Source organism: Thermodesulfovibrionales bacterium (genome assembly GCA_035622735.1).
GTDB lineage: Bacteria > Nitrospirota > Thermodesulfovibrionia > Thermodesulfovibrionales > UBA9159 > DASPUT01.
The window spans coordinates 23,818-47,976 of record DASPUT010000206.1 but is presented as its reverse complement, the minus strand read 5'-3'; the positions used below and the strand labels follow the sequence as shown (position 1 = coordinate 47,976).

The 24,159-nt window shown below is 54.5% G+C and carries 22 protein-coding genes and 1 tRNA gene; 9 read left to right on the top strand and 14 right to left on the bottom strand.

The genetic code is table 11. The features are described from left to right. The 4 genes from hisD to VEI96_11105 all read left to right on the top strand — a co-directional run. On the top strand, nt 1-1,132 hold a 1,132-nt coding region (gene hisD / locus VEI96_11120), incomplete at its 5' end, for a histidinol dehydrogenase (GenBank protein ID HXX58542.1). Further along, a complete protein-coding gene (hisC, locus tag VEI96_11115; protein HXX58541.1) occupies nt 1,119-2,177 on the top strand; it encodes a histidinol-phosphate transaminase in 1,059 nt (352 codons plus the stop codon). The genes hisD and hisC, both read left to right, overlap by 14 nt. Further along, entirely contained in the window at nt 2,158-2,742 is a 585-nt protein-coding gene (hisB, locus tag VEI96_11110) for an imidazoleglycerol-phosphate dehydratase HisB (protein ID HXX58540.1), read from the top strand. Before hisC ends, hisB begins: the two co-directional genes overlap by 20 nt. A 34-nt stretch (nt 2,743-2,776) precedes the next feature. Further along, nucleotides 2,777-3,148 (top strand): response regulator, encoded by a 372-nt coding sequence (locus VEI96_11105; GenBank protein HXX58539.1) that lies wholly within the window; start codon nt 2,777-2,779, stop codon nt 3,146-3,148. Nucleotides 3,149-3,228: 80 nt separating this feature from the next. Here VEI96_11105 and VEI96_11100 read toward each other — a convergent pair whose 3' ends face one another. The 7 genes from VEI96_11100 to lnt form a co-directional block, all read right to left on the bottom strand. Continuing rightward, the gene (locus VEI96_11100) at nt 3,229-3,756 is read right to left on the bottom strand and encodes a hypothetical protein (GenBank protein ID HXX58538.1); all 528 of its coding nucleotides are present in this window, start codon (nt 3,754-3,756) and stop codon (nt 3,229-3,231) included. Nucleotides 3,757-3,809: 53 nt separating this feature from the next. Continuing rightward, entirely contained in the window at nt 3,810-6,218 is a 2,409-nt protein-coding gene (gene gyrA / locus VEI96_11095; GenBank protein HXX58537.1) for a DNA gyrase subunit A, read from the bottom strand. A gap of 35 nt (nt 6,219-6,253) precedes the next feature. Next, nucleotides 6,254-8,650, bottom strand: a complete 2,397-nt coding sequence (gene gyrB, locus VEI96_11090) for a DNA topoisomerase (ATP-hydrolyzing) subunit B (protein HXX58536.1) — start codon at nt 8,648-8,650, stop codon at nt 6,254-6,256. A gap of 31 nt (nt 8,651-8,681) precedes the next feature. Continuing rightward, a complete protein-coding gene (gene dnaN / locus VEI96_11085) occupies nt 8,682-9,782 on the bottom strand; it encodes a DNA polymerase III subunit beta (protein HXX58535.1) in 1,101 nt (366 codons plus the stop codon). Nucleotides 9,783-9,794: 12 nt separating this feature from the next. Further along, entirely contained in the window at nt 9,795-11,126 is a 1,332-nt protein-coding gene (gene dnaA, locus VEI96_11080; GenBank protein HXX58534.1) for a chromosomal replication initiator protein DnaA, read from the bottom strand. Between the two features lie 338 nt (nt 11,127-11,464). Beyond that, a protein-coding gene (gene prfB / locus VEI96_11075) for a peptide chain release factor 2 (GenBank protein HXX58533.1) occupies nt 11,465-12,575 on the bottom strand; the annotation gives its coding sequence in 2 pieces (ribosomal slippage) (nt 11,465-12,499 and nt 12,501-12,575; 1,110 coding nt in all). Between the two features lie 11 nt (nt 12,576-12,586). Further along, nucleotides 12,587-14,113, bottom strand: a complete 1,527-nt coding sequence (gene lnt, locus VEI96_11070) for an apolipoprotein N-acyltransferase (GenBank protein HXX58532.1) — start codon at nt 14,111-14,113, stop codon at nt 12,587-12,589. 179 nt (nt 14,114-14,292) lie between these two features. Here lnt and VEI96_11065 point away from each other — a divergent pair. Further along, nucleotides 14,293-14,368 (top strand) — tRNA-Phe (locus VEI96_11065). Between the two features lie 7 nt (nt 14,369-14,375). On the opposite strand, the gene selB is transcribed toward VEI96_11065, so the two are convergent. Further along, entirely contained in the window at nt 14,376-16,250 is a 1,875-nt protein-coding gene (selB, locus tag VEI96_11060) for a selenocysteine-specific translation elongation factor (GenBank protein HXX58531.1), read from the bottom strand. A gap of 189 nt (nt 16,251-16,439) precedes the next feature. Here selB and VEI96_11055 point away from each other — a divergent pair, with 189 nt between their 5' ends. After that, a complete protein-coding gene (locus VEI96_11055) occupies nt 16,440-16,916 on the top strand; it encodes an OsmC family protein (protein HXX58530.1) in 477 nt (158 codons plus the stop codon). 12 nt (nt 16,917-16,928) lie between these two features. After that, the gene (gene selA, locus VEI96_11050) at nt 16,929-18,320 is read left to right on the top strand and encodes an L-seryl-tRNA(Sec) selenium transferase (protein ID HXX58529.1); all 1,392 of its coding nucleotides are present in this window, start codon (nt 16,929-16,931) and stop codon (nt 18,318-18,320) included. A gap of 44 nt (nt 18,321-18,364) precedes the next feature. Here selA and VEI96_11045 read toward each other — a convergent pair whose 3' ends face one another. Genes VEI96_11045 through VEI96_11025 form a run of 5 tightly spaced genes read right to left on the bottom strand, consistent with a single transcriptional unit; the run spans nt 18,365 to nt 20,876 of the window. Continuing rightward, nucleotides 18,365-19,012: a SurA N-terminal domain-containing protein gene (locus VEI96_11045; GenBank protein ID HXX58528.1), complete on the bottom strand. Its 648-nt coding sequence runs from the start codon at nt 19,010-19,012 to the stop codon at nt 18,365-18,367. Further along, nucleotides 19,013-19,408 (bottom strand): NUDIX hydrolase, encoded by a 396-nt coding sequence (locus VEI96_11040; GenBank protein HXX58527.1) that lies wholly within the window; start codon nt 19,406-19,408, stop codon nt 19,013-19,015. It lies immediately after the preceding gene. Between the two features lie 9 nt (nt 19,409-19,417). Then, nucleotides 19,418-19,651: an RNA chaperone Hfq gene (gene hfq / locus VEI96_11035; GenBank protein HXX58526.1), complete on the bottom strand. Its 234-nt coding sequence runs from the start codon at nt 19,649-19,651 to the stop codon at nt 19,418-19,420. A gap of 53 nt (nt 19,652-19,704) precedes the next feature. Further along, on the bottom strand, nt 19,705-20,649 hold the full coding sequence (gene miaA / locus VEI96_11030) for a tRNA (adenosine(37)-N6)-dimethylallyltransferase MiaA (GenBank protein ID HXX58525.1): 945 nt from the start codon (nt 20,647-20,649) through the stop codon (nt 19,705-19,707). Then, the gene (locus VEI96_11025; protein ID HXX58524.1) at nt 20,622-20,876 is read right to left on the bottom strand and encodes a hypothetical protein; all 255 of its coding nucleotides are present in this window, start codon (nt 20,874-20,876) and stop codon (nt 20,622-20,624) included. Before VEI96_11025 ends, miaA begins: the two co-directional genes overlap by 28 nt. A 274-nt stretch (nt 20,877-21,150) precedes the next feature. Here VEI96_11025 and VEI96_11020 point away from each other — a divergent pair, with 274 nt between their 5' ends. Continuing rightward, the gene (locus tag VEI96_11020) at nt 21,151-21,561 is read left to right on the top strand and encodes a PaaI family thioesterase (GenBank protein ID HXX58523.1); all 411 of its coding nucleotides are present in this window, start codon (nt 21,151-21,153) and stop codon (nt 21,559-21,561) included. 58 nt (nt 21,562-21,619) lie between these two features. Here VEI96_11020 and VEI96_11015 read toward each other — a convergent pair whose 3' ends face one another. After that, entirely contained in the window at nt 21,620-22,492 is an 873-nt protein-coding gene (locus tag VEI96_11015) for a hypothetical protein (protein ID HXX58522.1), read from the bottom strand. Between the two features lie 401 nt (nt 22,493-22,893). Here VEI96_11015 and VEI96_11010 point away from each other — a divergent pair, with 401 nt between their 5' ends. Then, nucleotides 22,894-24,153, top strand: coding sequence for an HD domain-containing phosphohydrolase (locus tag VEI96_11010; protein ID HXX58521.1), 1,260 nt, complete (start codon nt 22,894-22,896; stop codon nt 24,151-24,153). Nucleotides 24,154-24,159: the final 6 nt, after the last annotated feature.

Here is a 24,159-nt window from a genome sequence, read left to right as displayed (position 1 = left end):
CACCGAAAAATTTGATTCCCTGAAGATAAAAGACCTAAGGATGAAGCCGGCCGAGATAGCGAAACATGCCGACAGGGCCGACAAAAAGGTCGTCAGGTCCCTGGCTTTAGCGGCCGAGAGGATACGGGCGTTCCATGAAATGCAGAGAGAAGAATCCTGGTCCTATTCGGAGGGCGAAACAATCCTCGGCCAGATAATCAGACCCCTCGAAAGGGTCGGTGTCTATGTCCCCGGCGGCAAGGCTTCATATCCTTCCACGGTGCTCATGAATGTCATACCGGCCCTCGTTGCGGGGGTGAAGGAAATCGTCCTCTGTGCCCCGACGCCGAAGAATACGGTCAATCCGTACGTCATGGCCGCGATTAAGATGACGGGAGTGACTGAGGTCTACCGCATCGGCGGCGCTCAGGCGATCGGAGCGATGGCTTACGGGACAGGGACCATAAGGAGGGTCGATAAGATTGTTGGGCCCGGCAATGTGTTCGTGGCGACCGCAAAGAGAATGGTCTTCGGAGAGGTCGACATCGACATGATAGCCGGCCCGAGCGAGGTCCTCATCATAGCTGATGAGACGGCAAATCCGGCCTTCGCGGCAGCCGACCTTCTGAGCCAGGCGGAGCATGACGAGCTGGCATCTTCGATCCTGATTACGGATTCACCTGCCCTCGCAGAGGCTGTCCGGAAAGAGCTCATTGCCCAGCTTACAAGATTAAAGAGGAAGACAATAGCGAAAAAATCCATTTCCGGGTTCGGCGCGATCATCATCACAAAGAATATCCGTGAGGCCGTCAGGCTTGCAAATGAGATCGCACCGGAGCACCTGGAGGTCATGATGGACAGGCCCTTCGGCCTCCTCCCCTTAATCAAGAATGCCGGAGCGATATTCCTCGGCCCATGGACTCCCGAACCACTTGGAGATTACGTGGCAGGGCCGAACCACACCCTCCCGACAGGGGGGACCGCCCGGTTTTCCTCTCCGCTCGGGGTGTATGATTTCGTGAAACGCTCAAGCCTCCTCAGTTTTTCGCGGGAGGGATTCATGAAGCTGGCGAGGCCCGTCATGACGTTATCCGAGATCGAGGGGCTGGGAGCCCACGGGAACACGATACGGGAGAGACTTGAAAGAAATTAATATACAGAAGCTCGTGAAGCCGTCTGTCCGCACGCTCCGCGCCTATGAGGCAAAGGAGATCTCCTGTAAGGTGAAGCTCGACGCCAATGAAAGCCCCTATGCCTTTGACAGGGGCCTCTTGAATATCCTCAAGAAGGTTAAGACCAACCGTTATCCTGATCCTGAGGCAAAGGAACTGAGAAGGCTCATCGGGAAGAGATTCGGCGTATCTCCCGATACCATTCTTCAGGGGAACGGCTCGGACGAACTCATCTACTATCTCATCGCGACCTTCGGAGGACCCGTGCTTTATCCGGTTCCGACATTCTCGATGTACGGCATCATCGCCCGGGCGCTCGGAGAGAAACCCCTTCCGATACCCCTCGACAGGGAATTCGACATCGATTTGGAACGAACGGTAAAGGCGGTGCGGAGAGAAAAACCGAAGCTCATATTCCTCAGTTCTCCGAACAATCCGACGGGGAACTGTTTTTCCGCCGAAAAGATGCTGAAGATCGTCGAGGCGTCAAAGGGCATCGTCGTCGTCGATGAAGCGTACCAGCCCTTTTCGTCGAAGAAAGGCTTTCTGCCGCTGCTAAAGGATTACAGAAATCTCGTCATCATGAGGACGCTGAGCAAGATAGGCCTCGCGGCGCTGCGTCTCGGGTTCCTGATAGCCGATGCCGAGATAATCGGAGAGGTCAACAAGGTGAGGCTCCCCTTTAATGTCAACGCGCTTTCCCAGGCGATTGGCGCGAAGGCGCTGAAGGATAACAGGATACTGAACTCCTCTATCAACACGATAGTCTCTGAAAGAAGGCGGCTCAGCAATGAGATGGGAAAGATAAAGTCCATCACCCCCTTTCCGTCGGAGGCAAACTTCATCCTCTTTCGGACCGGGGATCCCGAGGCCCTCTATCATGGACTGTTGCGCCGCGGGGTCCTCGTCAGAAATCTCAATAACGCAATCGAAGGCTGTCTCAGGGTAACCGTGGGAACGCCTGCGGAGAACACCATTTTTCTGAAAGCGGTTAAGGAGGCGCTACATGAGAAAGGCAAAGGTTGAGAGAAAGACAAAAGAGACCGATATATCCTTGAGCATGAACCTGGACGGAAAAGGAGTGTACAGGGTAAACACGTCCATTCCCTTTCTCGATCATATGCTCAGCCTGCTTTCCTTCCACAGCAGGATAGACCTCGATGTCAGGGCAACGGGTGATATCGAGATCGACTATCACCATCTCATGGAGGACCTCGGTATCGTCTTCGGAGAGGCATTGAAAAAGGCCCTCGGTGACAAAGGGGGAATCAGGCGATACGGAAATGCGACAATTCCGATGGACGAGAGCCTCGCGCAGGTCGTTATCGATCTCAGTGGGCGGCCCTTTATGGTCTATAAGGCAAAACAGCCCCGTGGTTCGTTGAGGGGACTCGAAGTCTCCCTCTTCGAAGATTTCTTCAGGTCTTTGTCGAACCATGCGATGATGAACCTTCATGTCATCGTCACCCATGGAAGAGATCTCCATCACATCCTGGAGGCGATCTTTAAGGCCTTCGGAAAGGCATTGCGCGAGGCCGTCTCCCTCGACCCTGCTTTCAAGGGCCTGCCGACTACGAAGGGAAAGTTATAAGAAGCTTCCCGTGGTTTTCGTAAACGGGCATGCTATGTCCTCCATCTTGGTCATAGAAGACTCTCTCCATACGCGCCGGTCGATCCGGGAGATTTTGGAACGGGAAGGGTACACGGTATCGGAAGCCGAAGACGGCCTTAAGGGGTTGCAACTGGCGACAACAGAGACGCCGGACTGTATTCTCCTTGATCTCGTGATACCCGATTTAGACGGTCTGAAAATCCTCGAGGGTCTCCGTGAGCTCAAATCAGGTATTCCTGTCATCGTGATTACCGCACACATCCAGAAAGCCATCCGTCAGCGATGTCTGGACCTCGGCGCAGCCGCGTTCATTAACAAACCGCCGAACGAGGATGAATTGACCTATGCAGTGAGAAAGGTCTTAGGTGTGAACAAGAAGCTCTAGATTCTTGCTTTACTGAAGCGACCCGCCCTGCACCCTCTGACGAAGTCCGCCGTAGAAGTGATTATGCTCCCGCCTTTACGTTATCGGCCGGCCGAGTCTTCGAATTGGTTTTTCACTTCCTCGTTAAGATTGATTATGATCCGTACGGTCCCACTGGGCAAGAGAAAATATCCGGTCGAGAGAACATTGCTGAGACCATAAGCAACGGGATTATAGAGCGGCCTGACCTCGTATCCTATGACCTTTCCCGTTGGATCGAGGATCCTGCTGATTGCGGGGTTTTCGTAATTCGGGTTCTTACTACTGATAAAAGCAAGCGCCTCCCGGAGGGCTTCCTGACCAGGGACATTATTCAGCACGTTTAAGTCAAAAGACGGCACATAGGGCGATAGGGAATATCCCGATCCTTCCAGGCCGAGAAAGGCCAGGGTCCTGAGGCTCGCATATTGCATGTCGCTGTAAAGGGTGAGGGTAAAGAGACCTGCAATCTCACCATCATCCTGAATCGGTTGTGTCCTGAGAGCCTTTCCCCCGGCACAACCGCACGCGACGAAGATCATGGCCGCCAGAGCGGACGCCGTGAGGAACCGGATAAGGTTATTCTTCATATCTCTGTCGTACCCCCTTCTACGGAAAAGATAATGCGTTGTCCGTGAACGACTCAGTCTCTTTCTGCTACTCTCCCGATGCTGACGATCCTGTCCTCGGCCTCCACATCCATGAGTTTGACTCCCTGGGTATTTCTGCCGTGGACGGATATGTTCCCCGCGACGGTCCTGATGAGCTTGCCGGTGTTGGCTATCATGACCACCTCATCTTCGTCTCTCACCTGCATGAGGCCGACACCTTTCCCGCCCTTTTCCGTCAGTTTAATCGAAATAACGCCTCTCCCTCCCCGCCCCTGCACGGGATATTCCTCTAACGGGGTCCGCTTGCCGATCCCCTTCTCCGTGGCGGTAAGGAGGGATGTATTCGCCTCCACCACCTCTGCCGAAACGACCTCGTCCCCTTTTTGGAGCCGTATGCCGATGACACCCTTAGCCGCCCTGCCCATCGGCCTGACATCTTCCTCATTGAATCTGATCGCGAGACCCTGCCTCGTTCCGATGATACAATCGCTCTTGCCGTCTGTCTTTCTTACCGTAATGAGTTCATCGCCCTCCTCGAGCGTTACGGCGATAATCCCCTTGCCTCTCGGATTGCTGTATTCATCGAGCAGTGTCTTCTTTACGATGCCGTTCTTCGTGAACGTAACGAGATAGCCCTCTTTGAAATCACGCACCGGCAACGCGGTCGCAATGCGCTCGCCCTCCGAAAGGGAAAGGAGGTTGATGAGGGCCTTTCCCTTCGCGGCTCGCCCTGCTTCGGGGATCTGATAAACCTTCAGCCAATAAAGCCTTCCGAGGTTGCTGAAGAAGAGCATATAGTCGTGCGTCGAGCCGATGAAGAGCTGCTCGACAAAGTCCTCCTCCTTCGTCTCCATACCCATAAGACCCTTGCCCCCGCGCCTCTGGCTGCGGTAGGCGCTCAGGGGGTTTCTCTTGATATACCCCTGATGGGAGAAGGTGATGACCATCTCCTCTTCCGTTATGAGGTCCTCGATGGTTATCTCCTTCGTCTCCTCCGTTATCTCTGTCCGCCGTTCATCCCCGTACTTCGCCTTCACCTCGAGAAGCTCGTCCTTGATAATCTTCGAAACGAGGGCTTCGCTCCCGAGGATCGACCGCAGCCTCTCAATCTCCTTAAGGGTCTCTCTGTATTCTGCGAGAATCTTTTCACGCTCGAGCCCGGTGAGCCTCTGGAGTTTCATATCGAGGATGGCCTGGGCCTGTATTTCCGAGAGCGGATAATTGGACATCAATCCCACTTTCGCCTCTTCAGGGCTCTTTGACGCCCTTATGAGAGCGATGATCGCGTCGAGATGGTCAAGGGCTATCTTCAGGCCTTCGAGGATATGGGCTCTTTCCTCTGCCTTCCTCAGTTCAAACCGAGTCCTCTTGAGGACCACGTCGCGCCTGTGCTGGAGGAAGTAACTGAGCATCTTCTTCAGGCTGAGGACGTTGGGCTGCCCGTTCACGAGGGAGAGCATGATGATGCCGAAGGTCGTCTCCATCTGGGTATGTTTGTAGAGGTTGTTGAGAATAACCTCTGCCATCTCGCCTCGTTTCAGTTCGAGGACTACCCTGATGCCGTCCCTGTCCGACTCATCGCGTATGTCGGATATGCCCTCTATCTTCTTTTCCCTCACAAGCTCCGCGATCTTTTCGATGAGCCGCGCCTTGTTCACCTGATAGGGGAGTTCCGAGATGATGATGTTTTCTCCGCCCCTGTGTTCACGCTCGATCCTCGCCTTTGCCCTCACCTTGATGAGCCCTCTGCCGTTCGCGTAGGCATCTCTTATTCCAGCGGTACCGTGTATGATGCCCCCCGTCGGAAAATCGGGACCCTTTATCGCGGTCATAAGTTCCTCAGCGGTCGTATCCGGATTTCCGAGCAGCATCACGAGGCCGTCGACGACCTCACCGAGGTTGTGCGGCGGGATATTCGTTGCCATGCCGACTGCGATGCCGGCAGCACCGTTGATGATGAGATTAGGTATCCTCGATGGAAGCACCTTCGGCTCTTCCGTCGTCTCATCGAAGTTGGGGATAAAGTCGACGGTCTCTTTGTCTATGTCGGCAAGCAGCTCTTCAGCGATTTTTGCGAGCCGCGCCTCGGTATACCGGTAGGCAGCAGCAGGATCGCCGTCTATGGATCCGAAGTTCCCCTGCCCGTCCACGAGCATGTGGCGCATATTGAAGTCCTGCGCAAGCCTTACCATCGCGTCATAGACCGCGGAATCACCGTGCGGATGGTACTTCTTCAAGACCTCGCCCACGACACCGGCGCTCTTTGAATACTTCCTGTTGGGGAGAAGTCCCTCGCGGAACATGGCGTAGAGGATCCTTCTCTGGACAGGCTTGAGCCCGTCACGGACCTCGGGAAGCGCCCTTCCGATGATTACGCTCATCGCGTAATCGAGGTAGCTCACCTTCATCTCTTCTTCTATGTTTATCAGTGCCTTTGCCATCGAATTCCCTCGCTTCTCTCTCTATAATATCTATTCTAAATATCTATATTCCTCGCCTCGAGGGCATGTTTGACGATGAAATCTTTCCGCGGTTCGACCTGGTCGCCCATGAGGATGGTGAACATCTCGTCGGCCTGGACGCTGTCTTCGATACTCACCTGGAGAAGGGTCCTCTTGTCGTGATCCATTGTCGTCTCCCACAACTGCTGGGGGTTCATCTCCCCGAGCCCCTTATACCTCTGAATGGAAAGCCCCTTGCGGGCGACCTCAAAAACGTAACCGTGGAGTTCTGCTGTCGAAGCCATCTCCTTCGGTCCCTCTTTCGTGACTATCCGGTAGGGAGTCTTCCCCATCTCCCTGATATACCCGTGGAGCGTTTCGAGTTCCCTGAACTCGGGTGATAAGAGGAGGTTCGTGTCGAGCAGGAGCTTATAATTCCCCCTTTTCAACTCGACGCGGAAGCCCTCATGCTCCTCGTCCTCGGTGAATTCACCTAAATGAAGATCGGGAAACTTCACCCGGATTTTTTCGAGCAGCCCTGCAAGTCCCTTCCTCTCTTTCAGGATCGCCTTGTTGAGCCCTTCATCGAGCAGGAGCCTGAGTACGCCGGTATCCCTACGTCTCCTCTCGAACCACTCTATCAGCTTCTCGTAACTCGTGAGACGCTTCAGAAAGGGGATGAGCGCCTTGCCCTTCAGGTCCTGTCCCTTCACCGGTATCGTTAAATCCTCGGCAGCGAGCTCGAGGAGCATGTTCTGCATCTCCGCTTCGTTCTGGATGTATTTCTCGGTCCTTCCCTTCTTCACCTTGAAGAGCGGGGGCTGGGCTATGTAGAGATAGCCGTTTTCGATCACCTGCGGCATCTGCCGGTAGAAGAAGGTGAGCAGGAGCGTCCTGATGTGCGCTCCGTCCACATCTGCGTCGGTCATGAGGATGACCTTATGGTATCTGATCTTCGCGATATCGAAGTCGTCGGCACCGATCCCCGTGCCGAGGGCGGTGATGAGGATCCGTATCTCTTCCGAGCCGAGCATCTTGTCGAACCTCGCCTTCTCAACGTTGAGGATCTTCCCCCTCAGGGGAAGTATCGCCTGGCTCCTCCTCTCTCGGCCCTGCTTGGCCGAACCACCGGCAGAGTCTCCCTCGACGATGAACAATTCACTCAACGCAGGGTCCTTTTCAGAGCAGTCCGCGAGCTTCCCCGGCAGGCCGGTGTCCTCAAGGGCGCCTTTTCTCCTCGTAAGCTCTCTCGCCTTCCGGGCGGCCTCTCTTGCGCGGGCAGCCTGTATCGCCTTTTCGATTATCTTCTTCACCGTCGAGGGATTTTCCTCAAAATAGGTCGAGAGGGTGTCATTGACGATAGACTCAACAATGCCCTTCACCTCACTGTTGCCGAGCTTCATCTTTGTCTGGCCCTCAAACTGGGGGTTAGACAGTTTCACGCTGATGACAGCGGTCAGCCCCTCCCTGATATCATCGCCGGAAAGGCTGTCTTTACCGTTCTTGATTATCCCGGCAGAGGAGGCGTAATTGTTTGCCGTCCTCGTGAGCGCGGACTTGAACCCGATGAGATGAGTGCCGCCCTCTTTCGTGTTGATATTGTTGGCAAAGGTGAATATCGTCTCCGCATAGCTGTCGTTATACTGGAGGGCGACCTCCGCGAGGATGCCGTCCTTCTCGCCTGAAATGTATATCGGCTTGGGATGGAGCGGGGTCTTGTTCTTGTTGAGATGTTCGACAAAGGAGACGATGCCGCCCCTATAGAGAAACTCCTGCTTCTTATCAGCCCTTTCGTCAAGGACCGTGATCTTCAGTCCGCTGTTGAGAAAGGCGAGTTCCCTCAGCCTCTGGGAAAGCACGTCGTAACTGAAGTCCGTCGTCTCTTCGAATATTTCAGGGTCAGGCTTAAAGGTGACCTTCGTGCCTCGCCCTTTCGTCTTTCCGACAACGGTCAGCGGCATTGTCGGGGCTCCCCGCTCGAACCTCTGCTGAAAGACCTGACCGTTCTGTTTTATCTCGACTTCGAGCCACTCCGAAAGGGCATTGACGACCGAGATGCCAACCCCGTGCAGTCCGCCCGATATCTTGTATGCCTTCGATTCGAATTTGCCGCCCGCGTGGAGCTCCGTGAGGACGACCTCCGCGGCCGATCTCCCTTCAGGGTCTCCGGGGTGCGGGGCGGTCGGGATGCCCCTGCCGTCGTCTATGACCGTGCAACTGCCGTCGTGATGGAGCACCACATCGATGTTCTTCGCAAACCCGGCGAGGGCCTCGTCGACGCTGTTGTCCACCGCCTCGTATACGAGGTGCTGCAGGCCTTCCGGTCCCGTCGAGCCGATATACATGGCCGGCCGTTTCCTCACGGCACTGAGACCCTTCAGTATCTTTATATCTTCTGCGCCGTACGTCTCGTCTCTCTCTTTATCTTCCATGTCTCCTCTTCTCTATTCTTACCGAAGGGCCTTATATTCTCATAGGCATGATGACGCAGCGGTATGCATCATTACCGTCTTCCTTCAGGAGCGTCGGGCTGAGAGGGTCCTGAATCGCAAAAACAACGCCCGCCGTCGCCATCACGTTCAGACTGTCCATGAGATACCGGGCGTTGAAGCCGAGGGAAAGTGGGTCACCGTTATAGGAGATTTCGACCTCGTCCTTTGCCTCGCCCAGGTCTGGATTCGAAGACGATACGGTGAGAGAGCCGTCGGCAAGATCCATTCTGATCGCGCTGCTCCGCTCCTTTGATATTACCGAAACCCTCCTCAGCGCCTTCAGGAAGAGTTCCCTGTCCACGTTTATTATCTTTTCATTCGAACGGGGTACCACTTTTTCGTAGTCCGGATAGCTGCCCTCGATGAGTCTCGCGAGAAAACGGACTTCTCCCACGCTGAAAAGGATATGGTTCTTTCCGAAGACCGCGGAAACGCTCTCTGCATCTCCGAAAAATTTCCTCACCTCAGCGGCTGCCTTTCTCGGCAGGATTACCTTCTTCTCTTCTTTTACCGCTTTGTCGAGATCCTTTGTTATCAGGGCGAGCCTATGGCCGTCGGTACCCACGACCGTCACGGCCTTTTCCCCCGCCTTTATGTGAAACAGGAGACCGTTGAGCGTGTACCGTGTATCGGTCTCGCCGGCAGAATAGAGGGTCTTTTCAATCATCTCGTCAAGGGATGCCGTATCGAATCGTATCTCCTCCGTGCTCTCCATGCCCGGCCACGCCGGAAATTCTCCTGAGGCAAGGCAGGCGAGTCTGAACCTCGATTTTCCGTAGAGGATCTTGGCCCACTGTTCATCCTCAGACTCTATGGTAACGTCCCCGTCGGCCTCTTTCACGATCTCGAAGAGCTTTCTGGCCGGCATGCAGATCTTACCCTCGGCATGGACCGTTGCGCTGAGCGGCTCTCGTATCGCCACCTGAAGGTCCGTGGCCACGATAGAGGTGCCCTTTTTCCCGGCGTCGAGAAGAAAATGTCCGAGAATAGGCATCGTATTTCTCTTCTCCACAATGTTCTGGATATCGGACAGTTTATCCTGGAGTTCATCCCTCGAAATACTCAGTTTCATGTAAGAGCCTCCTTATGACTTTATCTTGTTGATTAGGCTTTCAATCAAGCGGTTGAAGTCTTCGTCCTGTCCCCTTCGCTCCTCTATCTGCTTGCACGAATAGATGACGGTTGCGTGGTCCTTACCGCCGAAGTTCTTTCCGATGTCGCTGAGCGAAGCGTCGGTACACTGTTTGCTGATATACATCGCCACCTGCCGCGGTATCGCTATCTCCTTCGTCCTCTTCTTCGACTTCATTTCCTGGCACTTGATCCCGAAGCATTCGGCGACGACCTTCTGTATCTGTTCCACGGTGACCGGCCGCTCGTCTTCGATTATGATGTCCCTGAGCACCGTCCGTGCCATAGCAACATCGATGGGAGAACCCGTCAGCGAGGCATGGGCACCGAGCCGGATCAGGCAGCCTTCCAGTTCCCTGATGTTGGACTTTATCTTTCCGGCGAGAAAAGTTATCACGTTCTCCGCGAGTTGTATCCGCTCCGTCTCGGCCTTCTTCTGGATAATCGCCATCCTCAGTTCAACTTCCGGCGGCTGTATGTCGGCGATGAGGCCCATACCGAACCGCGAGCGCAATCTGTCGGTTATCGCCTTTATCTCCTTCGGGGGCCTGTCGCTTGACAGCACTATCTGCCTTTGCTTCTCATAGAGAGCGTTAATCGTGTGGAACAGTTCCTCCTGCGTCGCGTTCTTGTTCTCGATAAACTGAATGTCATCGATGAGCAGGAGGTCGAGGTTTCGGTATTTTCCCTTGAGTTCATCGGCCTTCCCGTGTCTCACCGCGGCGACGACCTCGTTCGTGAACTGTTCCGAAGAGACATAGAGAATGTTAAAATCTCGCCTCCTGTCCGCAATTCTGTTACCGATGGCCGTAATGAGGTGGGTTTTGCCGAGGCCGACCCCCCCATAAACGAAAAGGGGATTATAGGAAGTGCCGGGCGATTCGGCGATAGCCATCGCAGCTGCGTGGGCAAACTGGTTGCTGGCACCGGTAATAAAATTTTCGAAGGTGTACTTCGGGTTGAGATAGATGCCCTTACTCGCGAGCCTCTGCTTCCGGCCTTCGAGTCGGGCGTCCATCTTCTTGATTTCGGCATCGACCTTTTCGGCTATCCTGAACTTCACCGTCACCGGATGGCCTGCCACACTCTCGAGCGCTTCGCTGACAAGTAACGGGTAGTAATCCTCTATCCACTCCTTGAAAAATCTGTTCGGGATCTCGAGCACCGCGGTCTGTTCCTTGAGTTGAGCGAGTTTCATCGGCTTGAACCAGAGCTCAAAGACGTTTGCACCGATCTTCTTTTCGATGAAGGAAAGGCAGTTGTTCCAGATTTCTTCTAAAGGCATATGCCAGCCGTTACGGTGATTTCTCTAATAGTCTTGGATTCTTACTAACAAATTACTAACACGTGTTAATAACTTCCTTTTCGCGGGCCTTATACTATACCTTATTCACACAGCCATGGCAAGAAAATTGTTAGTGAGCGACAGCGGAATGTCAGGGATTTCCCGGCCATGATGAGGCGCGGAAAATTTCTCAACACCCCTAACAGAATCTTACAAAATACCAACAGGGAAAAAGGCCGTAAAAGGGTCTGTCCATACCGTTGCCCCCGCCATGCTAACTTGCCAACAGTCCTTTCTACTACACCTATATAAAAGAATATAATATAGAAGAAAGAGGCCTATGCGACCTTGCTCTTTTCTCTCAGATAGGCATCTATGAAAATGTCGATATCCCCGTCAAGAACAGCATCTACATTACCCACCTCTACGCCGGTCCTGTGATCTTTCACAAGGCGATACGGCTGCAGCGTGTAGGAACGTATCTGACTCCCCCAGGCGATATCCCTCTTATCCCCGACGATCCCCTCTATCTTTTTTTCCTGGTCCCTAACACGGAGATCATACAATTTAGCCTTGAGTATTTTGAAGGCCATGGCCTTATTCTTGTGTTGTGACCTCTCATTCTGACACGTAACGACGATTCCCGTCGGGATATGGGTTATCCTGATCGCCGATGAAGTCTTGTTCACATGCTGTCCGCCGGCTCCCGACGCTCTATAAGTATCGATCCTTATATCGTCATCCTGAACTTCGACGTCTACGTCCTCTTCAATCTCGGGATAAACGAAAATGGCGGAGAAAGAAGTGTGCCTCCTCTTGTTGGCATCAAAAGGGGATATCCTCACGAGCCGGTGAACCCCGGCCTCGGCCTTCAAATACCCGTAGGCATAAGGGCCCGACACCGTAATCGTTGCGCTCTTTATCCCCGCCTCTTCTCCCGGCTGCGTATCGACTACCTGTGTTTCAAACCCGTGCCGTTCCGCCCAGCGGAGATACATCCTCATGAGCATCTGCGCCCAGTCCTGACTCTCTGTCCCGCCGGCGCCGGGGTGAATGGCGATGATGGCGTTGTTCCTGTCCAACTCCTCCGAGAGGAGATGTCTCATTTCTATCTCCTCTATGGATAGAGAGATCGCCTTTATGTCGCGCTCGATCTCCTGAAGGAATACCTCACCCTCCTCCTCGAGGAGAATATCGAGGGATGCCTCTATGTAAGAAAGTTTGTTGTCGAGGACTTCGAAGGGTAAGACGATATCCTCGATCTTCGATTTTTTCTTCTGGAGATCGTGGAGCTTCTGCGGAGAGGTCCAGGAGGACTCGGAGGCGAGTTCTCCCTGAAGACCTTCAATTTCATTCTTAAGGCCGGCTACATCAAAGATAACCTCGGAGTGCTTCCGTCTTCGTCCTGAGCCCTACAATATCCTGTTTCAACTCATCGATGCGCAACATAAGCCCTCCCTTTAGAGCAGAATTAAGAAAATTAGTGCCGACACGATACAGAGATAGGAAAAGATATCCCCATACCGCGAATAAAAACTCCTCGTGCCGTCTGTCCGTATATCCATCGTTTCAATTTGCCGCGTGAAGACGGCTGAGGTCTTCAATATCCTGCCCTTGCTGTCGATAAAACCCGAGACCCCCGTGTTCGCAGCCCTCACAACCGGCTTTCGGTTCTCGATCGCCCTGAACACAGCCATGCTGAAGTGCTGATACGGGCCTGCCGTCCTTCCGAACCAGGCGTCGTTCGTGATCGTGACGATAAAATCACCGGACCGCGCGTAGAACTTCCTGATGAGTCCCGGAAATATTATCTCATAACAGATAAACGTGCCGAAGGAGCCGAAGACCGTATGAGCCTTTATGAGACTGTCCCCCGGGACATAATCTCCGATCCCGGCAACGAGCTTGTTCAGGAAAAAAAGAACGCCCCTCAGAGGTACATACTCTCCAAAGGGGACCAAATGTATTTTATCATAAATATACGATACAGTTCCATTCTTGTCGAGGAGTATGGCACTGTTCGTCAAGAGGGGCGGGCCTTTTTCCGACGGGGGGGCCTTCACCATGACGCTTCCGAAGAGGAGGTACGTGTCCAATTGACGCTGGAAGACAACGAGGTCATGAGAACGGGGCTCTTCGCCAAAGAAGAAGGGAAGTGCTGTTTCAGGCCAGATGAGTAAGGATGGCGAAGAGGCGGCGGCCTCTCTCGAGAGCTTCTTATAGATGTCGATTACCTCGTTCTGATACGCGGGATCCCATTTCATGCTCTGGTCGATATTTCCCTGGACGATACCGACCCGAATCAGGCTGCCCGGATGATGTTCATGCATTCTCCAGGAACCATAGGAAAACACCGAGAGGATGACAACAAATATGATGACCGAACTGACGAGGGCCTGTCTCGCAGGGAAGAGGGGCATTTCCTGCATCCGCTTCCGCGACAGGAAGATGTCTGCGATCGCCCCGTTCACCGCAACGACGAGGAAAGAAACCCCGTATATCCCCGTGATATCCGCAAACTGGATCCCGTAGAGGAACGTATACTGTGAGTATCCGATACTCGACCAGGGGAAACCGGTAAAGGCATAAGACCGGATGAACTCAAGACAGACCCAGAAGACCGGTGCAAGCACGAGGGCCGGGAGCTTTGTGGACCGCACCTTCACGGAGAAGAGAAGGGCGAAAAGGCCGGGGTATAGGCTGAGGTAAAGGCTCAGGAGAAAGACGATGCTGAGGCTTGCGGGGAGGGGGACGGAGCCATAATAGGTAATGGAGTGATAAATCCAATAGAGGGTTCCGAAGAAGGAGATGATGCCGGTGACGACCCCGCAGGCAAAGGCCTCGAACGGTTTCTTATTCCAGAGGGAGACGAGGAGCGGTACGAGCGCTATCCAGGCGAGGGGGTAGAGGTCGAAAGTGGGAAAACTGAATATGAGCAGCAGACCCGAAAGCGCAGCCGGCGCAGAGAGCTCTATCTTCCTTTTCATATCACCTCGAACTTCAAACCCCGTCCCTCCGCGCGGCGTGAAGGCGAGAAGGAACGTCGGAAACGGGAAAAAGGAACATGAGGAACGAAGGAATGATAAAACAAACTCCAGGTAATTTCAAGCTCCGCTCCCCGCGTGAATTGACAATGAAGGGTCTCAGATATTATAGTTATCTGCACGGGCAGTTAGCTCAGTCGGTAGAGCAGAGGCCTGAAAAGCCTCGTGTCCGCAGTTCGATTCTGCGACTGCCCACCATCTCACCCTACTTCAGGAGAAGCTTTCTCACGTCCCCCACCCGGAGAGTAATCTTGTGAGAGTCCAGGTATTCAAGGAAAGGCAGGGCGTACTTTCGCGTGGTGCCGAGGATGTCTCTGAATTCCGCGATCGTCATCGTCGGCTGTTTCGAAAAGAATGCCTTGAGCAGCGAGAGCATCTCTGCATAGAGCGTCGCCGGGAGATAGAGTGAGTCATGGATCCTTACGAGTTTTCCTTCCGTGCTCAGCAATTTCAGGACGTCGGCAACCACCTTCGGGGAAAGGGAAAGGGCCGCTGCCAGTTCCTCCTTGTCCGATGGCTGGAAACGGTCCTTTTCGAGAATCCTGAGAACTTTCTGAGATGAGACATCGGCATCGGAAGATGCAACCCTGAAGTTCCTGAGACGCACGACATCCTTATCGAGGGCTATTGTCTCGAGAGAGGCGAGCAGACTGCTCCAGATATCCTGGTTCACCCTCGCCTGGGCCCGCAGCTCCTCCTTCGGCATCCCGGGACTGAGGGGATTTGCCTTATGGAACTCCGAGAGTGCGCCGGTGATCTTCTCCGAGAGGGCATTATAGATGATGCGATGGAAGAGCTTGCTGTCGAGCTTCACGAGTACCGACTCCTTTTTCAGGAGGCTTATCGCACCCTCGATGGCGGGTATCTCCGCCTTTATCCAGCCGATGATCGTCGCGGCATCGGCACCCTTGAGCCCCGACTTCTTTACCTTCATCGCTATCTTATCGGCGAGGGACCCGCGCTCGATGACTTCAAGGTCCTCCGTCCCTTCCTTCCTTCTTCTCCTTGCCGGGGAAGGATCGAGTACCGTTCCGCCTCCTATGGTAATGACCGGGGAAAAACGCCGGACAACAAACCTGTCGCCCGAAAAAGTGACGACCGGCTCGTCGAGGCGGAGCTGGCAGTAAGAGGAGTCCCCCGGTTTCAGCTCCTCCTGGTCGTAGAGGACCACCCGCGCGATCGTTTCGGACGTCGCCATATGGAGGTGGACAAGACCCTTGCTCTTCACCGCCGGGGAATCCGGTAGGAGCTCGATGCGCGCGTCGATAAGCCTCGTCGGGCTGACTTTTTTCGGGGTGACGACAACGTCTCCGCGCTTTAAGGCGTCCTTGTCTACGCCCTGGAGGTTTATCGCCACACGCTGGCCCGCGTAAACGCTCGTCATCGCTTTCCCGTGGCTATGAAGACCCCTCACCTTGCTCGTCAGGCCCGAGGGGAGTATCTCAACCGGTTCGTCAACGGAAAGGGTCCCCGAAAAGAGGGTCCCTGTCACGACCGTACCGAAACCCTTCATCGTGAAGACCCTGTCTATCGGAAGCCGGGAGATCTCTTTCACCGGTTTCGGCTCTACGGTGAGGGCGGCATGATGGATCCTCTCCCTGAGGAGGTCGAGGTTAATACCGGTTCTCGATGATACCGGGATGACCTCCGCTCCGTCAAGGAATGTGCCCTTCACAAAATCCCTCACCTCGTCGGCAACGAGGTCGAGCCAGTCCTTTTCCACTAGGTCCGCCTTCGTGATCGCGATGAGACCCGATTTGATTTTCAGGAGGTTGCAGATGGCGAGGTGTTCACGGCTCTGGGGCATGATCCCTTCGTCGGCGGCGATGACGAGGAGCACGAGGTCGATTCCTCCTGCGCCGGCAAGCATGTTCCTCACCAGTCTCTCGTGTCCGGGCACGTCAACGATCCCGACGGTAAGGCCGTCGGGGTAGGTGAGGTCGGCAAATCCGAGGTCGATCGTGATCCCCCGCTCCTTTTCCTCTTTCAGGCGGTCAGGGTCGATGCCGGTGAGCGCCTTCACGAGGGAGCTCTTTCCATGATCGATGTGTCCTGCGGTGCCGAGTATCACGTAACGCATGAGGTATTGTATGCGAAACCGAAGAGTCTATCAAGGTCTCATTGACCGGGAGACACGGGGAGAGATAAAATTGAAGCGATCGGTGAAACCCGCACGGAGGAAAACGGTGCAAGGCGAGGAGGGTTTGCACTTTCGATGGAGTTGGTATAAGATTTTCACAACGAGAATGCTTTTTCGGGAGGCGAGGATTTGGAAAAGGAAAAGGACGAGCTGAAGGAATCATTGACAGGGTATAAGGAGAAGGTGGCGCCGATAACGAAGGGGACCCTGACGTGGGAAAGGGAGCTCATCTTTCAGGGCAGGACGCAGAGGGGGTACGAGATCGATTTCGATGCCGAGATCCAGTGGGGGTGCGCTCCGACAGAGAGCCTCCTCCTCAGTCTCGCAGGGTGCATGGGCATCGACATGGTGATGTTCCTCCAGAAGATGAAGGCGACGATCACCAATTTCAAGATCGAGATCATGGGCGAGAGAAACCCGACGCCGCCCCAGTACTTCAAGGCGGTCGAGATGATCCTCCATATATCGGGGGAAAATATCAAGCCGAAGAATGTCGAAAGGGCGATCGCCCTCTCTCAGGAGAAATACTGCTCCGTTTATAATTCCCTTCGCAGCGACCTCAAGGCGAGCGTGAAATATATCCTCAATGAGGGAACCCCGGCGTAGGAGCGAAGAGGCATGACCGGTAGGCAGGAGCTCTTGGCAAATCTCCCCTCTGTTGACGAGGTCCTCAGGAGCCCGTCCGGGGCGGAGTGGCTGGAAACCCATCCGCGAAGGTATGTACTTCAGGCGATCAGGGAGGTGCTCGACCTGAGGAGGAGGGAGATCCTCGAAGGCCTGACCGCGGAGACTTCCCTTCAAGGCATGGTGCCGGACATCGAGACGAAGGTGAAAAGCCTGACCGCGTACAGCCTCAGATCCGTCATCAATGCGACGGGAATAGTCATCCATACGAACCTCGGCCGGTCCGTTCTCTCCGATCGGGTCATGGAACATGTAAAGAACGTGGCTGTCGGCTATTCGAACCTCGAATACGATCTCGCGGCCGGGAGGAGGGGCAAGCGATACGCCCACATCAGGAGACTCCTGAGGGAGATTACCGGCGCCGAAGACGGCTTTGCCGTGAACAACAACGCCGCAGCGGTCCTCCTCTGTCTGAGCACCCTTGCCAGGGGGAGAGAGGTGATCGTCTCCCGCGGCGAATTAGTCGAGATAGGAGGTTCTTTCAGGATCCCCGATGTGATGGCATCGAGCGGGGCGATGCTGAGAGAAGTCGGAACGACGAATAAGACCCATCTCCACGACTACGAGAAGACGGTGACGGACGCTACGGCCCTCGTCCTCAAGGTCCATCAGTCGAATTACCGGATCATCGGATTTACGGAGGACGTACCGATAGAGAGGCTCGTCGCCTTCGGCCGCGGCCGCGGACTGCCCGTCATGTATGACCTTGGCAGCGGTTGTCTCATAGACCTCAGACCCCACGGGATACATTCGGAACCAACGGTCCAGGAGATCGTGAAGAGCGGGGCGGATCTCGTCACCTTCAGCGGAGACAAACTCCTCGGCGGGCCTCAGTCCGGGGTGATCGTCGGCAGGCGGGAGCTCATCGAACGGATACAGAGGAATCCCCTCACGAGAGCGGTGAGGATCGATAAACTCACCCTTGCCGCACTTGAGGCTACCCTCATGGAGTATACCGATGAGGAGCGCGCGCGAGAGTACATACCGACGCTGAAGATGATCCTCGAAGACCCCGAGGAGATAAAGGGGAGGGCGAAGAAGATCGCCGCACTCCTCAGGCGGACGATCAGAGGCGCGGTCATAGATATCCTTGAAGATTCATCCCAGGCAGGCGGGGGCTCTTTACCGGAAAAGGGGTTCAAGACCTACGTGGTCTCGCTCAGGTCCGAACATATCCCGGTTCATGAAATGGAAGAGAGGCTGCGAAACGGCGAGCCTCCCGTCATCGCGAGGATCAAAGAGGGCTCGCTCATCATCGACCCGAGAACCGTGGGGAACGGAGAGGTCCCGGCTCTCGTTATGAGGGTACGGGAGGCCTTAGGGTGAGACGCCTTTCCTCGGACCTCCTTCATCGCTGAAGGCGGCAGACCTTAACTGATGAGCTGCTGATTCACCGTGATCTTCATCTGCTTCTTCATGCCGTCGATGTAAGACCGCACCGCATTTTCCCTCATTTCAAAGACAAGCGACTGCTGGGCGGCCGGGGGCGCCTGTTTCGTGTCTAGGTCAGTCACGTCCACGGATTCTCCGATGAGACGCCGCATCTTCGTGAGGAGCAATTCCCTCCGCTTCATCGGCTCGTAGATTTCGGGGGTCATCCTGTTCAGCTGGAGCGTCCTTTCATAGATGTCTCTGTTGAATCTGCCGTCCCGCATGAAGAGCGGGTCGTTCATGATGGCGTCCTGCAACTCCGCATCTCTCACCTTGATGCCTTCCTTTTTTGCGGCGAGGAGAAGCACCTTCTCGTCGATGAGGGAATCGAGGACCCTCTGTTTCAGGTTCATCTGTTTTTCCGTCTCCTCGGTGAACTTCTCCTTGAGGAGTTCACGGTACATCTGCCTCGTCTGGTCGTAGGCCTTCCAGTAATCCTCGAGACTGATCTTCTCTTTTTCCACGGAGGCTACGGGAACGCTCGTAGATTTATCGACTGTTCCGACGCCCCAGAAGATGAAGGAAAGGATCACGATAAAGAAGAGTACGTAGAAAAATTTTGCGTGTTTACGCATCGCCTTGAGCATCTAATACCTCCTCAGGTAATAATCTTCGAGTATCTTCCTGTGGTCAAAGACTATCGGATCAGGCAGGCTGTCCCGCCTGAAGACCCTCGCCTCGACCGCGTCATCACCGGCCCGGGGCTTCCCACCGGCCTTCGCGATGTATACCGTAGTAATCGTATGGTGCCTCCTGTCCCTCTCCGGGTCGGAGTAGGTATGGAACTGACGGAGGAGTTCTATATCCAGACCCGTCTCTTCCTTCGCTTCCCGCAGGGCAGCTGCCTCGAGGCTTTCGCCACAATCGACAAAACCGCCGGGGAGCGCCCAGCCGAGGGGAGGATTTTTCCTTCGTATCAGAAGAACGCCGCCATCCAACTCTATGATGATGTCGACGGTCGGAAGGGGGTTTTCCCGGGCCATGGGGAAGGGTCAGCCACCGGCCTCTTCAAACCGCAGGTCAACGTCTTTCTCCGGCACGATCGTAGAAATGGCATGTTTATAGATTAATTGCTGCGTCGTCTCTTTCAGCACGATGACGAAACTGTCGAATCCCCTGATGACACCCTTCAGCCTTACCCCGTTCGTGAGATAGACGACCACAGGAGTCTTATCCTTCCTGAGCTGATTCAGGTAATTGTCCTGCAGGTTATTCGGCATAGTCATCTCCTTCCCGGCACCCCGGGTGCATCGTCGGGCATACCGCTTTTCTCTTTACGTTAAAGTATTTTCAGCAATATTGCAATAGCCCGGAAGATCTCTTCCGAGGTCGAAAGCCCGGTCACGTCGATCCACCTGATGCCCTCTTCAGTCCTGAACCAGGTAACCTGGCGCTTTGCGTAATTCCTCGTCCTCTTCTTGATGAGGCCGACAGTTTCATCGAGGGAATATTCACCGCGGAGATACGCGCCTATCTCCTTGTACCCTATCGCCTGCAAAGCGGTCTTTCCTGGGTTCATCGCGAGGAGGTTTCTCACCTCCCCGACGAGCCCCCGGCCGAGCATCGCATCCACCCTCTCTTCAATCAGGCCATAGAGCTCTCCCCTTTCCCGCGTTAACCCTACCTTGATGAAGTCATAGGGAAGCGGCATCGTGCCTTTTTCCCGGATCTCCGAGATCTTCGCCCGCGCCGTGAGACAGACCTCCAGGGCCCTGATGATTCTCCTCATATCCGAGGGCATGATTTTCGATGCCGCGGCTGGGTCGATTTCCTTAAGATGAGCGTAGAGGGAGCCTCTCTTCTTTTCTTCCCGGGAAAGGAGCTCCTCCCGGAGATTCCAGTCCGCAGAGGGCCCCCCGAAGATACCCCGGGTCATCGCCTTTATGTAGAGACCGGTGCCGCCGACTACGACGGGAATCCTTTTTTTGACATGAAGGCTGTCTATGATCCCCTTGACCGCCTCGACATACCTGCCCGCGCTGAAAGATTCCGAAGGCTCGACGATATCTATCATGTGGTGCCGGACGAGCGCCCTTTCCCGGCGGTCAGGCTTGGCCGTGCCGATGTCCATGTGGCGGTAGACCTGCATCGAGTCGGCGCTGATTATCTCGGTATCGAGGGACCGGGCGAGGAGGATCGATGCGCCTGTCTTCCCGACGCAGGTCGGCCCGAGCAGGATGATGACAGAGCGGCTGTTCATGAATCCGACTCGAGGAGTTGCCATTCGGCGTATCCCTCTTTTCTCTCGGGCAGGCGGGAATTCCGGAGCCTTACCCGGTTCTTCAACGGATGCGTCTTGACCGTGACATAGGCCCTCACCAAATTCGCCGTCGTAGCCTCCTGGAGGATAAATTCCGTTCCGTCCTGAAGGACTATCGTAACGCGCATATGGTTGTGTCCTTCCGGAATCTCCGCGACCAATTCCCTGACGTCCTCATTCCTGATGACCATCGTTCACCTCGAATTTTTCTCTGAATCAATCTAAGGCAAAGCAGGAGTCTTCTTAGGAGATTATAAAGGATTGAAAGTCGCGGAGGCTATTTTCTTCGAGACTTCCAATGTCCTATGGAGGATATGACAACGTGCCGTACAATCGGGGATCTCGGGTTTGGCCGCGGCGGGCGGTGGACCGTCATCTTCACATCTCAGGCCCGAATGATTTAAACTTCTGTCGGGAGCGGATCGTTTCGAATCCGCGAGCAGCATGCCGGGGAGGCCACAGAGGATGAAGGATATAGAAAAGTTTATCGCGAATGATCTGCTTGCGCGACATCTCGGTATAGAGGTAGTCGAGTACTCGGAAGGGAGGGCGCGCGCAAAGATGGAGATCGCCTCTCACCATCTCAATAGCGCGGGGATCCTACATGGCGGTGCTACGTTTGCCCTCGCGGACACCGTCTTTGCCGTCGCTTCAAACTCTCATGGAACGCTCGCGGTCGCTATCAACGCGAGCGTGTCTTTTTTCAAGGCGGTGAGAAGCGGCGTAATATTCGCGGAAGCCGAGGAAGTCTCGATAAATCCGAAGCTCGCGACGTACCTCATCAAGGTGCAGGACGAGAAAGGCGATGTCATTTCCCTCTTTCAGGGGACCGTCTACAGAAAGAAGGAGCGGCTGAGCGACCTGCCCGGAATGTAACGGCAGGGGCTGTCGGAAGGCCGGGCGCGTACAGTTCTCATTAACTCTGCGTCTCCTCCTATTGGTGTACCGCCGTCAGATATTCCACGCCGCTTGTTCCATCGGTGTAGTGCACAATCTCAGAAGTATTGACAACACCGTCTGACAGGGTGCCACCGATACCGGTTATCGCCTGAATAAAAGGTCCGACCACCGTCACGTCTATCGTACCGCTGATATTGCCGTTCGGATCCACAAAGCCGCTCCCCTGCGCCTGCGTGCCGAAGATATCTCCGGTCATAGTAAAGGAGATTCCGCCCTGCGGGGTCAGGACCCCCGTCGCGCTGAAGGATGACGTATACCCCGCGCTAAAACCGTTCGCGGAAAAAGACAATATGCCCGGAGAGCTGTCAAAAATCTGAAACGACCCCGTCCCTGATGCCCCTAAGGACGGAATCGACGTTGTAACATTCCAGGTCCCCAACAGGGGTCCGACCGGACGGTGACCAACGAAGAAAGATACGGTCTTTTCGTCGAGCGCGTTCAGAGTTCCGGCGGTTGCGACGGCAAATATCCACTGATAAATTCCCGGCTGCTCGTTCCCGGTCACCATATAGGTGAAAATAGGAACGGGACCCGTGTCAAACCCATTCGTGAGGGTAACGTTTGATGCGAGCCTCGTCCACGTCGAGGGATCAGCGGTGGCCGCATGGGGTACCAAGCCGTTCGTGTATTCGAAAAATACCAGTGTCTGGTCAGGAAACACGAGAACCAGATAGGCGTCTACCGCGACCGGACTACCGGAATGGGTCACCTCGATAGTAGTCACGACAGGATCTCCCGTACCGAAGTTATTGTGATTGTTCGTGAGGCTTACTGTCGCTCCGTGCACTGTCACGGCCCGGAATGTCAGAAGAAAGGCTGCGATGAGAATCAGAGCAGATCTTTTCATGGTATTCCTCCTCTCCTGCGCGGGATGCTCTCCCCGCAAGGCTAAAGAAAAGAAGTGATTATTGTCGCCCGCAGCCCCATTATATCAGATTTCAGGGGCATGACTTTCCGAAACAGGTTCACCCTTTCACAGAGAAGCAGCAAAATCATATCAGTTCTTGCTCGTGTACAAAAAGAAAAGGAAGGAGGGCGATCTCGTTCTCTGCATTTTCGTCCCTTGACTAATCAATTTCAGGTTGCTATTATTTTTCAAGTGTCGGGGGGCCGAACAATCGCATTTGTCGTCATGATGTCTCTTCCTTGAAAGGCCTGCCCGATTGGAGATTCGGCATGAAGGAATCTTCCGCCTATATGACGACGTGACACGCAGTGCGATATGCGGCGTAAGAAGAGAGACGCTCAATGGATACCCTGAGGCTTCAGTACCCTGTTCACACGGGTGATAAGCGGCTGTTGCTGCCTGCCGGTGCCATCCTTTCCATGGAGACCCTGGATGATTTGATATCTTCCAGCAAAGCGACGTCCTATCGAACCCATCCGCTGTTCAAATACGGGAGCGTAAAAAAGGACTTGCTCCATCAGATGGAGAGGCCCCCGTATGATTTTATTTTTTCCGGCCGAGAGAAGATCGAATCGGTCATGGGCATGCTTGAGAAGGTTCGCCTTGTCACGCCCGTCTTAGACTCACTCGGTTATTTCAAGAAGGACGATTACCACACCTATTGTCACGTTCTCATGGTCTTCGCTCTCTCAACCTTGATCGCCAGGGATCTGCTGCCCGATTCCCTCGGGTGGATGTATGAAGCTTCAACCGGGCCCACTCACGATATCGGCAAGATCTGTGTACCGATGCATGTCTTGAAGAAAGTCACCCCGCTCACGAGGACCGAGAGGCGCATGATGGATCACCATTCTGTCGCTGGCTATGTTCTCCTCAGCTACTTCCAGAAAGATCCAAGAAACCTTGCGGCGATCATCGCGAGGGATCATCATGAGAGGAGGGACGGCTCAGGGGTGCCGCGCGGTATACGGCTTACGGACCTCGCGGTCGAGATAATAGTAATATGCGATGTGTACGATGCCCTGATCTCTCCGAGACCTTACCGTCCCGATCCATACGATAACAGGACAGCTATCGAGGAAATCACGAAGCTGGCTGAAATGAATAAGATCGGATGGGAAGTGGTAAAGTCGCTCGTGGCGCACAACCGCAGGGAAAAGCCTGAACACCGCGAAGTAGAAGTCTCACGGGAGAAGAGGGGCACTCCGCCGTCGCCCAATTTCTACGGAATTGTGCGGGAAGATGACAATGCCTCCGGACTCGCCCATGAGAAACGGAGGCACCGGAGAGTTGCCTTAACGGGTACCGCCACACTCAAGCCGAAAGGAAAGAGAGACGTTCAACCGGTTCAGACGATGATAGCCGATATTTCTCTGTCGGGAATGGGGGTGTATGCCGATAACCCGATAGAGGAGGGCGTCTCCTTTTCGATCGATATCTATTTCGTTTCCCTTGAAGGTTCGATGGCAACCGTTTCGGTATCAGGGAATACCTGTTTCGTCAGACAGATTAAGGATATCTATTTCGTCGGAATTCATTTCAAGGAAGAACTTGACCCCATAAAACACCCGTCGTTGTATAACTACCTTCTCTGCATTTAGCGGCTA